At 76.8% G+C, this 13,553-nt stretch carries 12 protein-coding genes; all 12 read right to left on the reverse strand.

The genetic code is table 11. The features are described from left to right. Positions 1 to 11: 11 nt before the first annotated feature. The 12 genes from FBY24_RS17355 to FBY24_RS17410 all read right to left on the reverse strand — a co-directional run bounded on the left by FBY24_RS17355 (position 12) and on the right by FBY24_RS17410 (position 13,514). Positions 12 to 635: an NUDIX domain-containing protein gene (locus FBY24_RS17355; protein WP_142162495.1), complete on the reverse strand. Its 624-nt coding sequence runs from the start codon at positions 633 to 635 to the stop codon at positions 12 to 14. After that, the gene (locus tag FBY24_RS17360) at positions 632 to 2,299 is read right to left on the reverse strand and encodes a CTP synthase (protein WP_142162497.1); all 1,668 of its coding nucleotides are present in this window, start codon (positions 2,297 to 2,299) and stop codon (positions 632 to 634) included. Before FBY24_RS17360 ends, FBY24_RS17355 begins: the two co-directional genes overlap by 4 nt. Before the next feature lie 83 nt (positions 2,300 to 2,382). After that, positions 2,383 to 4,029, reverse strand: a complete 1,647-nt coding sequence (gene murJ, locus FBY24_RS17365; protein ID WP_142162501.1) for a murein biosynthesis integral membrane protein MurJ — start codon at positions 4,027 to 4,029, stop codon at positions 2,383 to 2,385. After that, entirely contained in the window at positions 4,026 to 4,949 is a 924-nt protein-coding gene (locus tag FBY24_RS17370; RefSeq protein ID WP_142162503.1) for a hypothetical protein, read from the reverse strand. Before FBY24_RS17370 ends, murJ begins: the two co-directional genes overlap by 4 nt. Next, positions 4,946 to 5,971, reverse strand: coding sequence for a copper transporter (locus FBY24_RS17375; protein ID WP_142162506.1), 1,026 nt, complete (start codon positions 5,969 to 5,971; stop codon positions 4,946 to 4,948). The genes FBY24_RS17370 and FBY24_RS17375 overlap by 4 nt, the downstream gene beginning before the upstream one ends. An 85-nt stretch (positions 5,972 to 6,056) precedes the next feature. Beyond that, on the reverse strand, positions 6,057 to 7,244 hold the full coding sequence (gene steA / locus FBY24_RS17380) for a putative cytokinetic ring protein SteA (RefSeq protein ID WP_142162508.1): 1,188 nt from the start codon (positions 7,242 to 7,244) through the stop codon (positions 6,057 to 6,059). A 6-nt stretch (positions 7,245 to 7,250) separates the two neighbouring features. Continuing rightward, positions 7,251 to 8,978, reverse strand: coding sequence for a DNA repair protein RecN (gene recN / locus FBY24_RS17385; protein WP_142162510.1), 1,728 nt, complete (start codon positions 8,976 to 8,978; stop codon positions 7,251 to 7,253). Beyond that, entirely contained in the window at positions 8,975 to 9,970 is a 996-nt protein-coding gene (locus FBY24_RS17390; protein ID WP_142162512.1) for an NAD kinase, read from the reverse strand. The genes recN and FBY24_RS17390 overlap by 4 nt, the downstream gene beginning before the upstream one ends. Next, positions 9,967 to 11,004 carry a TlyA family RNA methyltransferase gene (locus FBY24_RS17395; protein WP_174243513.1) on the reverse strand — a complete coding sequence of 346 codons (1,038 nt, stop codon included), beginning with the start codon at positions 11,002 to 11,004 and terminating at the stop codon, positions 9,967 to 9,969. Before FBY24_RS17395 ends, FBY24_RS17390 begins: the two co-directional genes overlap by 4 nt. Before the next feature lie 58 nt (positions 11,005 to 11,062). After that, the gene (locus tag FBY24_RS17400) at positions 11,063 to 11,269 is read right to left on the reverse strand and encodes a hypothetical protein (RefSeq protein WP_142162514.1); all 207 of its coding nucleotides are present in this window, start codon (positions 11,267 to 11,269) and stop codon (positions 11,063 to 11,065) included. 134 nt (positions 11,270 to 11,403) lie between these two features. Further along, positions 11,404 to 12,420, reverse strand: coding sequence for an HAD-IIA family hydrolase (locus tag FBY24_RS17405; protein WP_142162516.1), 1,017 nt, complete (start codon positions 12,418 to 12,420; stop codon positions 11,404 to 11,406). Continuing rightward, complete coding sequence (locus FBY24_RS17410) at positions 12,417 to 13,514, reverse strand: hypothetical protein (protein WP_255432467.1); 1,098 nt, start codon at positions 13,512 to 13,514, stop codon at positions 12,417 to 12,419. The genes FBY24_RS17405 and FBY24_RS17410 overlap by 4 nt, the downstream gene beginning before the upstream one ends. Positions 13,515 to 13,553 lie beyond the last annotated feature (39 nt).

Here is a 13,553-nt window from a genome sequence, read left to right on the forward strand (position 1 = left end):
GGAAGCCGCCCTCAGGGGTGCGCCGGCTCTCCGAGCGTCGCCCAGCCCCGGGCGCGGGCGGCGGCCGCCGCGAGCACGCCGACGACCGCCGACGGCGACCGGAGCCGGCCGCCGAGCACCGCCTCGACGGCCTCGTCGAGCGGCACCCAGCGGGGCACCAGGCCCGCCTCCTCCTCGGTCCGCGCGTGCCGGTGCGCCTCGGGCACCGGGCGCAGGTCCCGGGCGAGGAAGACCACCACGCGCTCGTCCGTCGCACCCGGCGAGCTGTAGAACTCCGTGAGCGTCCACCAGCGGGCGGCCTCGAGGTCCGCCTCCTCGGCGAGCTCGCGCGCGGCCGCGACGACGAGGTCCTCGTCGGGCACGTCCCGCAGCCCGGCCGGGACCTCCCACAGCTCGTGCCGCACGGGGTGCCGGTACTGCCGGAGCAGCAGCACCCGGTCCTGGGCGTCCAGCGCCACGACCGCCACGGCCCCGGGGTGCGCGACGTACTCGCGCACCACGTCCCCGTCGTCCAGGCGGACCGTGTCCTGCACGAGGTCGAAGATCCTCCCCGCGTGCAGGACCCGGTGCTCGACGACCTCCCGCGAGCGCGGGGAGTCGCCGAGCGCCGGGTCGCCGCCGACGGTCGTGCTCACGCGCCGGCCCGGCGGGCCAGCGCGGCGCCCACGAGCCCGGCGAACAGGGGGTGCGCGCGCGTGGGCCGGGACTTGAACTCCGGGTGCGCCTGCGTGGCCACGTAGTACGGGTGCACCTCGCGCGGCAGCTCGACGAACTCCACGAGCGAGGTGTCCGGGGACACGCCGGAGATGACCAGGCCCGCGTCCTCGAGCTTGTCGCGGTATGCGTTGTTGACCTCGTAGCGGTGCCGGTGCCGCTCGGAGACCCGCTCGGTGCCGTAGACCTCGGCCACGACCGAGCCGGGCGCCAGACGGGCGTCGTACGCGCCCAGGCGCATGGTCCCGCCGAGGTCGCCGCTGCCGTCGACGAACGCGAGCTGCTCGTCCATGGTCGCGATGACCGCGTCGCCCGTGCCCGGGTCGAACTCCGACGACGACGCACCCTCGAGACCGAGGACGTTGCGGGCGTACTCGATGACCATGCACTGCAGGCCGAGGCACAGCCCGAGCGTGGGGACCTGCTGCTCGCGGGCCCAGCGCAGCGCCCCGAGCTTGCCCTCGATGCCACGCACCCCGAACCCGCCGGGCACGAGCACCGCGTCGACGCCGCCGAGGGCCTCCTGGGCGCCCTGCGGCGTCGAGCAGTCGTCCGAGCGCACCCAGCGGATCGTGACCTTCGCGTCGTGGTGGAAGCCGCCGGCCCGCAGCGCCTCCGTCACGGACAGGTACGCGTCGGGCAGGTCGATGTACTTGCCGACGAGCGCGATCTCGAGCTGGTGCGCGGGCTCGTGCACGCGCCGCAGCAGGTCCTCCCAGCCGCTCCAGTCGACGTCCCGGAACGGCAGCCCGAGACGCTGGACGACGTACGCGTCGAGGCCCTCGGCGTGCAGGACGCGCGGGATGTCGTAGATGCTCGGGGCGTCCTTCGCGGTGACGACGCCCTGCTGGTCGACGTCGCACATGAGCGCGATCTTGCGCTTGGTGGACTCGGGCACGTCGCGGTCGGCGCGCAGCACGATGGCGTCGGGCTGGATGCCGATGCTGCGCAGCGCGGCCACGGAGTGCTGGGTCGGCTTGGTCTTGAGCTCCCCGGACGGGCCGATGTAGGGCACCAGGGACACGTGCAGGAAGAACACGTTGTCGCGGCCGAGGTCGTGGCGGACCTGGCGGGCCGCCTCGAGGAACGGCTGGGACTCGATGTCGCCGACGGTGCCGCCGATCTCGGTGATGACGACGTCGACGTCGTCCCCGGCCTGCGAGCGCATGCGGGCCTTGATCTCGTCCGTGATGTGCGGGATCACCTGGACCGTGTCGCCGAGGTACTCCCCGCGCCGCTCCTTGGCGATCACGTGCGAGTAGACCTGGCCGGTCGTGACGTTCGCCGAGCCGACGAGGTCGACGTCGAGGAACCGTTCGTAGTGGCCGACGTCGAGGTCCGTCTCGGCGCCGTCCTCGGTGACGAAGACCTCACCGTGCTGGAACGGGTTCATCGTGCCCGGGTCGACGTTGAGGTACGGGTCGAGCTTCTGCATCGTGACCCGCAGGCCGCGGGACCGCAGGAGCCGGCCGAGGCTGCTGGCCGTCAGGCCCTTGCCGAGAGAGGAGGCGACGCCCCCCGTGACGAAGATGTGCCGGGTCAGGGAGTCCGACCGCCCGGAGAGTCGGTACGCGCGCTCTGTCACGGGCTTCCACCCTACCCGACGCACGACCGGGACCCGGGACGTGACGTCCCGCGCCGCGGGGCACGTGGGGCCCGGCGCCCGGGTCAGCGCCCGGAGGGCCCCGCAGGCCGCGCCGCCGGCGCACCGGCCGCCGACCCGCCGGCGGCGACGGCCTGCAGCGTGGACCGGTCGGCCAGCACGACGACGACGGCGACCGTCGCGGCGGCCACGACCGCGCCTCCGGCGGCCGCCCCGGTGGCGGAGAGGGCGCCGTGCCCGGTGAGGTCGAGGACGGTCCCGGCGACCCACCGTCCGAGGGGCGCGCCGAGCGCCGCTCCCGCGACGCTCACCACGACCGTGCGGGGCAGCCCGGCGAGCGCCGCGCCGCCCACGGCACGCCGCAGCGCCAGGACGGCGGCGACGGCGCCGGCCGTCATGCCGATCGTGGTGGCCTGGCCGAGCGCGGCCAGGACGCCGTCGGCGTCCGCCCGCGCGACGAGGGTGACGGCCGTGAGCGCCACGACGAGCCACCCGCACGCGTTGACCGCCACAGCCGACCGCGAGCGCTCGAGGGCGTAGAGCGTGCGGGAGACGTGGAAGAGCACGGCGAGCCCGACGACGCCGGGCGCCATCCAGTCGAGCGTCGAGCTCATGGCGCCGACGACTCCCGGCTGCTCGGCGAAGGCCGCGAAGACCGTGGCGACGGCCGGCCCGCCGGCGAGGACCGCCGCGGCACCGAGCACGGCTGCGGCGAGCACCACGCGGGTGGTCACGGCCGACAGCGCGGCGAGGCGGGTGCGGTCCGCGGCCGCGACGTGGGCGGCGATCCGCGGGAACGTCGAGGTCGCCAGGGGGACGACGAGCACCGCGTACGGGAGCAGGTACACCTGCTGGGCGTACAGGAACGCGGTGTAGCCCTGCCCCTCGCCGGGCAGCCGGGAGTTCGCGAGCGCCCAGACGACAGCGACGGACAGCTGCTGGGCGGCGACGGCCCCCACCCCGGCGAGCGCCAGGGCACGGAACCGCGGACCGGTGCCGGCAGGGAACCGCCAGGTCGGACGCAGCCGCACCCCGAGCCGCCGCACGGGAACGAGCATCGGCAGGCACATGGCCGCGACCCCCGCCGTGGTGCCCCACGCGAGCACGTCGACGGCTCCCGCGGGCAGGCCGGTGGGGTCGCGGACCTCACCGTCGGCCATGACCCCGTACACCGTGTAGGCGGTGATGACGACGAGCGAGTTCAGCACGGGGGCGAACGCGGGCCAGAAGAACCGGTGGTGCGCCTGCAGGACGCCGTAGAGCAGCACCGCCACGCCGTAGAGCGGCACCTGGACGGAGAACACCAGGACGAGGTACCGGACCATCGCGGCGGTCGCGGGGTCGTCGGTCGCGACGTCGGCGACGACGCCGGACGCGAGCGCGAGCAGCACACCGACGGGCACGAGCACGGTCAGGGTCCAGCCGAGCGCCGCCGACGTGATCCGCGACACCTGCTCGCGGTCGGCGCCGGCCACCGGCCCCGCCAGCAGAGGGACCACCGCGCCGGCGAGCGCCCCGCCGGCGGCGGCCTCGAAGAGGATGTTCGGCAGCACGTTCGCCGCGTTGTAGGCGTCCGCGATCCCGTCGGCGCCGACGGTCCCCGACTGCACCAGGAGCCGCACGAGCCCCAGGACGCGGCTGACGACGGTGACCACGGCGATGAGGGCCGCCGCGCCGAGCAGTCCCTGGACGGCCCGCCCGGGGCGTCTCATGCCGGGTCGTGCGCGCCGGCGGGCACCTCGCCGACGGCGTCGGACGGGGCGGTCCCGGGCACGTGGACGGGACGACGCCCCCACGCGTCGAGCTCGCGCAGCCCCGGGGTGCGGGCGATGACCTGCGTGAAGCTGATCCGCTCGCTCGCGAGCGTGAGGGCGACCACGGCCGCGAGCGCGGCGAGCCGCACGCGCCGGGGGGCGCCGAGCACCAGGGCGGTGCCGACCGCGGCGCCGAGGGCGTTGGCACCGCCGTCGCCGAGCATGTCGGTCTCGTCGAGGTCCTGCTCGATCGCGCCGGTGCCCGCGCCGAGGACGGCGGCCGCGACGCCGCCGCCGCGTGTCGCGACGAGCGGCGCCACCAGCAGGGCGGACGCCTTGAGGGCCCGGCCCGGTCGCAGGTCCAGCAGGTTGAGCAGGTTCGCGGCGCCGGCCACGAGCGCACCGGAGGTGAGGACGTCGGCGGCGCGCAGCGTCCGCGGCGCTCGCGCGGAGCCGGTGCGGTCGCGGTCGGGGGCGACCGCCGCGGCCAGCAGGGCGGTCGCGCCGATGCCGAGGACCTTGAGCGCGCCGGTCGTCAGCCGGCCCTCCCGGAGCGCGCCGAGGTGCCCGCGCAGGCCCTTGGCCCGCGTGCTCGTGTCCTCGCCGAGGTCGTCGACGAGCCCGAACGCGGCGGCACCGGTCACGGCGACGCCCGTCGCCGCGGCGGCCCGCCACGACCCCGCACCCACGAGGGACCCGGCCAGCAGCCCCGCGGCGACCGCCGGGCCCTCGAGCATGCTCACGGGCTCCCCGCGGTGGTTCGTCCGGACCCACGCGTGGGCGCCGCCGGGCGGCTGGGCGTCGAGCGCCCCGCGCGTGACACCGGTCGCGACGGCGGCGGCGACCCCCGCGAGGAGCCGACGGGTCGGCCCGCTCACTGCTCGCCCTGCGTCGCCTCGTCCTGCCCGGTGCCGGCACCCTCGACGCTGCGGTCCACGGGTGCCAGCTCGACGGCGGGCGGCAGCACGGTCAGGTCGTCGCCGTAGCCGTGGTGCCCGGTCTCGCCGGCGATGTCGGCGGCGAGCGCCAGGGGGACGACGACCTGCCCGACGACCTGGTCGACGCGCTGGACCGTCGTCACCGTGCCGGCGAGGTCCCCGCCGATCACGGCGGTCGTGAGGCTGTCCGCGGTCCGCGGCCCGTCGGCGAGCACGACGCCCTCGGTGAGGCGCGCCGCCGCGTCGAGGACGGCGAGCTGGGCCGAGACGCCCTCCGTGGCGGTCTCCGCAGCCGGCGACTCCTCGTCCGGCACCACGGGGTCGGCGGCGAGCACGACGAGCGCGTCGGCGGGCGCGCCCGCGTCGCCCTGCACCGTGAGGAGGGGCTCGTCGCCGGTCGAGAGCAGGTCGAGCAGCGCCGCGGCGTCCGCCGAGGGGGCGTCGGGGTCGGCGGGGTCCGCCACCGACAGCGCCTCGACCAGGGCGTCGGCGAGCACGGACTCCGTCCCCGCGTCCTCGGCCGGCGTCTGCGCGAGCAGGTCGACGAGCGGGCTGGCGAGCGCGTCGCGGAACGTCTGCGCGGCAGGGTCGGTCCAGGCCGGGGCGAGCGTCACCACGGTCGTCACGTCGGCGCCCGCCTGCGCGAGGCGGTCGTCGATCGCGGTCAGCCGCTCCTCGGGCACCTCGCCCAGGACGACGACGGCGACCCGCCGCTCGGGCAGAGCGCCGACCAGCAGCCGCTCGCCGGAGGCGTCGGCGAACGCGTTGGACGCCGCCAGGTCGTTCTCGGTCGCGTCGAGGGCGGCGCGCAGCTCGTCCTTCTCGACGCGCAGCACCTCGACCTGGCCGGTGAGGGTCTCCCCGATCGTCTCCTCCAGCGGACCGGCGCCGAGGGCGATGCCGACCGCGAGCGCGAGGAACACGGAGATGAGGGAGACGAGGTGGTACCGGAAGTCGATCACAGGGGGCGCTCTCGGTCGGACGCGCCCCGGGGGGCGCACGGGCAGGCGGACGTGAGGGCCGGCGTGGCCGGCCCGGGGCGGAGGGTCATGGCGTGCCGCTCAGCAGCGAGCGCACCCACGAGACCATGTCGTCGATGCGTGCACCGGTCAGCCCGAGCAGCGTCTGCCCGGCGGCGGTCGAGGCCAGCGCCACGCCGAGGGCGAGGAGCCCGGCGAGGACGAGCAGCGTGAGCTGGAGGTTGGAGATCCGGTGCTGGTACAGCCGGGAGACGCCCTTGGCGTCGATGAGCTTGCCGCCGACGCGCAGCCGGGTGAGGAACGTGCTCGCCATGCCGGCGCGCCCCTTGTCGAGGAACTCGACGAGGGTGGCGTGCGTGCCGACCGCGACGATGAGCTCGGCGCCCTTGTCGTCGGCGAGCAGCATCGCGACGTCCTCGCTCGTGCCGGTCGCGGGGAACACCACGTGAGGGACGCCGAGCTGTTCGACGCGCGCCAGGCCGGGGGCGCGGCCGTCCCGGTACGCGTGCACGACGATCTCCGCCCCGCACCGCAGCGAGCGGTCCGAGACGGAGTCCATGTCGCCGACGATCATGTCGGGCCGCCACCCGGCGTCGAGGATGGCGTCAGCTCCCCCGTCGACGCCGATCAGCACCGGGCGGTACTCGCGGATGTACGACCGCAGCGTGACCAGGTCCTCCTTGTAGTGGTACCCCCGCACCACGATGAGCACCTGCCGGCCGTCGATGACGGTGTCGATGTCGGGGACACCGACGCCGTCGAGGAGCAGGTCCCGCTCCCGGCGCAGGTAGTCCATCGTGTTGGCCGCGAAGGACTCGAGCTGGACCGACAGGCCGGCGCGCGCCTCCTCCATCGTCGCGGCGACGGACTCGGGCGTCTGCAGGACACCCTCGGCGACGAGCGTCTCGCCGTCGTAGACCGCACCGTCGACGACCCGCAGCACGTGTCCCTCGGGCACCGTCATCACGTCGGGCCCCAGGTCGTCGACGAGGGGCACGCCCGCGCTGACGAGGATCTCGGGCCCGAGGTTCGGGTACCGGCCGGACGTCGACCGGGCGGCGTTCAGCACCGCGGCGGGCTGGCACGCGACCAGCGCCTCCGCGGACACCCGGTCGAGGTCGAGGTGGTCGACGACCGCGACGTCACCGGGACGCAGGCGCTTGGTGAGCGCCTTGGTCCGGGGGTCGACGCGGGCGGTGCCGGCGAGCCCGGCACCGGTGGGGACGGACGCGCGTCTGCGCAGGGAGACTCTCATCGTGGGTCATCGTCCCACGGACTGGGCCAGCAGCTCCGCCGCGTGCGCCCGCGCGGTCGCCGAGCCGTCCTGGCCCGACAGCATCCGGGCCAGCTCGCGCACCCGGTCCTCGCCGGTGACGGCCCGCACGTCGGACTCGGTGACGACGTCGACGCCGTCCGCGACCGACTTCGTCACCACGAGGTGCTGGTCCGCGAACGCCGCGACCTGCGCCAGGTGCGTCACCACGACGACCTGCGCGGTCCGGGCCAGCCGGGACAGCCGCCGCCCGACCTCGGTCGCCGCGCGCCCGCCGACACCCGCGTCGACCTCGTCGAAGACGAACGTCCCCGGTGCGTGCGACCCCTCGGCCGTGGCCAGCGCCACCTCCAGCGCGAGCATGACCCGGGACAGCTCGCCGCCGGACGCGCCCCGGCCGAGCGGGCGCGCCGGTGCCCCCGCGTGCGGGACGAGCAGCATCTCCACGGCGTCGGCGCCGGACGGGCCGGGCTCGTCGGCGGGGCGCACGTCCACCGTGAGGCTCGCCCCGGCCATCGCCAGCCCCGCGAGCTCGTCGGTGACGGCACGCGCCAGCTCGCCCGCGGCCCGGCTGCGGGCGCCGGTGATCGTCGCCGCGAGGTCCTCGACCCGGGCGTCGAGCGCGACGAGGCGCTCGCGCAGCGCCGCGATCCGCTCGTCGCCCCCCTCGAGCTCGAGCAGCCGCTCGGCGGCGGACGCCCCCCACGCGAGCACCGCGTCGACGTCCGCGCCGTACGTCCGGGTGAGCGTGCCCAGCTCCGCACGGCGCCGCTGGACGGCGTCGAGGCGGGCGGGGTCGGCCTGCAGGTCCTGCACGTACGCCGACAGCTCCGTGGCCACGTCCGCGAGCAGGTAGCCCGCCTCGGCCGCACGGACCGCGAGCGCCGCGAGCGCCGGGTCGTGCGCACCCCCGTGCTCGAGCTGGCGGCGTGCCTCGTCGACGAGCGCCGCGGCGGACACGGTGTCGGTGGCGTCCTCGTCGCCGACCAGCGCCGTGTGCGCGCCCGCCGCTGCCGCCCGCAGGTCCTCGGCGTGCCCGAGCCGGTCGGCCTCCTCCGCGAGCGCGACGTCCTCGCCGGGCTGGGGTGCGACCCGGTCGACCTCCGCGAGCCCGAGCCGGAGGAGCTCTGCCTCGCGGGCGCGGTCCTGCGCCCGGGCGACGAGCTCGTCGAGCTCGTCGCGCACCTGCGCCCGCTCGGCCCACGCGGCCCGGTGCTCGGCGAGGGTCGCGGCGTGGTCGGCGCCGGCGAACGCGTCGAGCGCGGCCCGCTGCCGGGACGGCGACCGCAGCCGCATCTGCTCGGCCTGGCCGTGGACCGTCACGAGCTCGTCCGCGATCTCGGCCAGCACGCCCTGGGGTACGGACCGGCCCCCGAGGAAGGCCCGCGAGCGGCCGGACTGCTCCGGCGTGCTGGCGGTGACGGTCCGCAGGACCACGAGGGTCCCGTCGTCGTCGACGTCCGCGCCCGCCTCCCGGGCCCGGCCGAGCGCAGGGGCGTCGTCGGGCACCGCCAGGCGTCCCTCGACCGCGGCCGACGGCGCGCCGGTGCGGACCGTGGCGGGGTCCGCCCGCCCGCCCAGCAGCAGCGACAGGGCCGTGAGCACCATGGTCTTGCCGGCGCCCGTCTCGCCCGTGAGCACCGTCAGCCCGGGCGACAGGCGCACGTGGGCGCGTCCGATGACGCCGAGGTCGTCGATCCGGATCTCCTCGATCACCGATCCCCACCGTCCTCTCGTCGGTCGTGCGTCCGCGGGCCGGGGTGGGACCCGCGGTGGTGCGTCGTGCCGTCGTGCGTCTCGTCGTCGCGCCGCGCGCCGTCGCGCGGGTCGGCCCGAGGCGGGTCGGACCTGGGCGGGTCGTCCGTGCTTCCGCGCCACCCCACGACGGGCAGGTCGAACTTGTGCACGAGGCGGGTCACGAAGGGCGCCGGGTTGAGCCGGGCGAAGCGCACGGGGGTCGTGCTGACCTGGACCTCCACCCGGGCGCCGCGCGGCACGGGCAGCTGGCGACGGCCGTCGCAGGTGAGGACCGACGCGGACGGCGAACGGTCGACCACCTCGACGGCGAGCGTGCTCGCGCGTCCGAGCACGAGCGGCCGCGCGAAGAGTGCGTGCGCCGCGAGCGGGACGAGGATCATCGCGTCCACGTCGGGCCACACGACCGGCCCGCCGGCGGAGAACGCGTGCGCGGTCGAGCCCGTCGAGGACGCCGCGACGACGCCGTCGCAGCCGAACGCCGACAGCGGTCGCCCGTCGACCTCGAGGACCACCTCGATCATCCGCGCCGGGTCAGTCTTCTCCAGCGCCGCCTCGTTGAGCGCCCACCCGGTGCGGACCGTGCCGTCGGGGGCGATGACGCGCACGTCCAGCGTCGCGCGCTCCTCGACGACGTAGTCTCCGGCGGCCAGGCGCTGCACGGCGGTCCCGACGTCGGCGGGCTCGATCTCGGCGAGGAAGCCGACGTGGCCGAGGTTGACCCCGAGCAGGGGCACGTCGGTCCCGCGCGTCAGCTCGGCGGCACGCAGGAGCGTCCCGTCACCTCCGAGCACGATCGCGAGCTCGAAGTCGGGCAGCGGCTCGCGAGGCCCCTCCGGCGACGCCACGACGACCTCGACACCGGCGGCACGCAGCGCGTCGACCACGGTCTCGTAGGCGTCCTGCGCCTCGGGGCGCCCGGTGTGGCGCACCACGAGGGCACGGCGCGTCACGACCGGCCCGCCCGGGTCGCCGTCGTACGCGCCCGGCGGGGCCGACCGTGCGCACCGTCGTCCTCGCGCGCCGCGGCTGTCGCGACCGCCGCGTCGACCATGGCGCGCACGGGCGCCACGAGCGCGGCACCGGGACCGGCGACCCCGGGGCGAACGACGTCGCGAGCCGGCACGGACGGCGCGGCGCGACCCACGGTCGCGCGGTGCGTCACGCCGTCGCTGGTCGACGGGCCGTCGTCGTCGCCGCGCCCCGCGACGGCCGCGCCAGCACCGGGCGCGCCGTGCGGGTCCGGTGCGCGCAGCAGCAGCACGAACTCGACGTTGCCGTGCATGCCGGGCAGGGCGCTGACCTGCACGTCGCGCACGGTCGCGCCACGGGCGGCCGCGTCGGCGCAGACGTCGGCCACCGCACGGCGCCACAGCGCGGGGTCGCGGACGACGCCCTGCGGCCCGAGCCGCTCGCGACCGACCTCGAACTGCGGCTTGACCAGCAGCACGAGGTCCGCCCCGGGCGCGCAGACGTCGAGCACGGCACCGAGGACCAGACGCAACGAGATGAACGACAGGTCACCCACGACGAGGTCGGGCGCGGGATCCACGTCGCCGGCACGCAGCGACCGGGCGTTGACGCCCTCGCGGACCTCGACGCGGGGGTCCGCCCGCAGGCGCGGAACCATCTGGTCGTGCCCGACGTCGACGGCCACGACGTGCGCGGCCCCGCGTCGCAGCAGCACGTCGGTGAACCCGCCCGTGCTGGCGCCGACGTCCAGGCACCGCCGACCCGCCGGGGACAGCCCGTGCACCGCGAACGTCTCGAGGGCGACGTCGAGCTTGTGCGCCGCGCGCGAGGCGTAGCCGGGGTCCTCCGTGTCGGCGACGACCTCCAGGAGCTCCTCCGGGCCGATCGCTGCGGACGGACGACGGGCCGGGGCCGCGGCGACGCGGACCCGCCCCTCGGCGACCAGGCGGGCGGCGTGCGCCCGTGAGCGGGCCAGACCACGGCGGACCAGCTCGACGTCCAGGCGGGCGCTCACGCGGACCCGGCCGGCGCAGGCGTGCACGTCGGCGGGCGCTGCGCCGACGGCGCGGGCGTCATCCCTCGGCGTCCGCGAGGCGGTCCTGGAGCGCGCCGTGCACGGCCTCGAAGACGCTGAGCTGCTCGCGCAGCGGCAGCTGGTCGACGTCGACGACCGCCAGCAGGGCCTCGTCGACGGCGCTGTCACCCGTGCCCGGCCCGGCCGGTCCCGCCGTGGGGTACGGCCCGGTCGACCCTGCCGTGCTCGTGGGGGCCTCGCTCACGCGCTCCTCCGTCCGTCGTTCGCCTGGGCACGGTCGTCGCCGACCGGCCGGTGTGCCGCGACCACGCTACCTGCCCGTCCGGACGTGGGCGGCGCGCCACCCACAGCGCGCCGCCCGGTCACGACGCGGGCAGGTCAGGACGCGGGCAGGTCAGGGACCGTCGCGGGATCGACCGGGGATCCGGCGTCCGCCGCGGCCCAGGCGGCCGCGCAGGCGGCACGCACGAGGTCCACCGGGTCCTCACCGCCGGCACGGAGCTCGAGACCGCCGTCTGCGACGCGCGCCGCCGCTCCGCGGCACACCCACCATCCCGCGTCGGGCACGGGTGCCGGGTGCGGCACGAGCAGCGCGAGGAGGTCGGCGCCGACGAGGTGCGGGCGTTCGCCCGGCGCCGCCAGCACGTCGTCGCGCGCGCTCGAGACACCGGTCAGCACGTGCAGCCCGACCATGTCCCCGGATCGGGCGCCCGCGAGGTCCGTGTCGAGCCGGTCGCCGACCACGAGCGGACGCTGCGCGCCGGCCCGCTCGACGGCGAGCCGGTACATCGTCGGCGCGGGCTTGCCGGCCGAGGCCGGCTGCACGCCGGTGGCCGCGACCACCGCTCCGACCAGCGACCCGTTGCCCGGGGCGTACCCGCGGGCCGTGGGCAGGCTCAGGTCCAGGTTCGAGGCCACGTGCCACGCGCCCCGCTGCACCGCGTAGGCGGCCTCGGCGAGCTGGGCCCAGCCCAGCTCGGGGGCGAACCCCTGCACCACGGCCACGGGCTCGTCGTCCGCGGAGGCCACGATCTCGTACCCCTTGGCACGCACCGCGGTCGACAGGCCGGCGCCTCCGACCACGAGCACGCGCTCCCCCGGGGCGACCCGGGTGGCGAGGAGCTCGGCAGCTGCCTGCGCGGCGGTCATCACCTCGTCGCGGGACGTAGGGATCTGCAGTCCCGTGAGCTGCTCGGCCACGGCCTCGGGCTCGCGGGAGGCGTTGTTGGTGACGAACACCAGCCTCATCCCGCGGGCCCGGGCCCCCGCCAGCCCTTCCGCCGCCCCCTCGATGGGCTCGTGCCCCCGGTAGGCGACGCCGTCGAGGTCGACGAGCGCGAGGTCGAACTCCTCCGCGGGCGCCAGCGTGGTCCCGATCAGCCCTGCACCGCTCACGCGTCCCCGTCCTTCGTCTGCTCGTCGACCGTCGTCACCCGGTCCGCCACACCGTTCGCGTGGCCCCCGTCGAGGGCGTCCACGTCCTCGGGCACGTCGAGGGCCGACTCGTCCGCGTCGCCCGCACCGTCCACCTCCTCGGTGTCCTCGGTGAGGTCGTACACGACGACCTCGTCCTCCTCCTCCGGCAGGACCCCGGCGGCCTCGTCGAGCTGCGCCTCGGTGTAGCGCGCGAGCTCGGCGGCGGCCTCCTCACCACGACCCGCTGCCTCCAGGGCGGCCGACCGCGCCTGCGCGACCCGCACCGCGAGCACGCCGCGCGCCGCGCGGACCTCGGGGGTCGACAGGACGGCCACGGCCGCCTCGGGCTCGGCGAGGTCGAGGCGGGCGCCGCTGACGACGATCGCCAGCTCGACGCGGGCCTCGGCGTCGAGGGTGGCGGCCTCCGGCTCCTGGGCGAGCGCCAGCGCACGCTCGGGCCGGCCCAGCCCACGCTCGGCGTCGGCCATCACGGCCAGGTGCTCGGAGGACCCGTTGAGACGGCGGACGGTGCGCAGCTCGCGGAGCGCCTCCGCCCAGCGCCCGGTGCGGTACGCCGCGAGACCGGCGGCCTCGCGCACGACGTCGACACGGCCCGCTCGGCGGACGGCGGCCTGCGCGTGCTCGTAGGCACGCTCCGGGTCGAGGTCGAGGAGCCGGCCGACCATGACGAGGTGACGGCCGACCTGCTCCGCGTTGGACTTGCTCAGGGTGCGCAGCGGCCCCCGGGCGGCCCGGTCGAGGTCGGAGAACGTGACCTCCTCGGGGATCTCCGGCTCGGCAGCGCGCGGACCGTCGTCGTTCGTGGCTCTCGGGCGGTGCGCGCCGGGTTCACGGTCGCTGCGCGCCCCGCCTCGGCCACCGCCGTCGCGAGCGCCGTAGCCCCCGTCGCGGCGGTCCGTCGCCCCACGCTCACCGGCCGCAGGGCGCGCGGCTCCCCACCGGCCGGACCCGCGCTCGGCGGCGCCGGAACCGGAAGGGCGCTCGCCACGGACGTCCCGGGCAGGGGTCGGCGTCCCGCTGCGGCGCTCGGCGCCGGCGGCACGCCCACCCACGTCGGAGGGCCCCTCCGTGGCCCAGGACCGCCGGTCGCC

The organism is Cellulomonas sp. SLBN-39 (assembly GCF_006715865.1).
Taxonomy (GTDB): Bacteria; Actinomycetota; Actinomycetes; order Actinomycetales; family Cellulomonadaceae; genus Cellulomonas.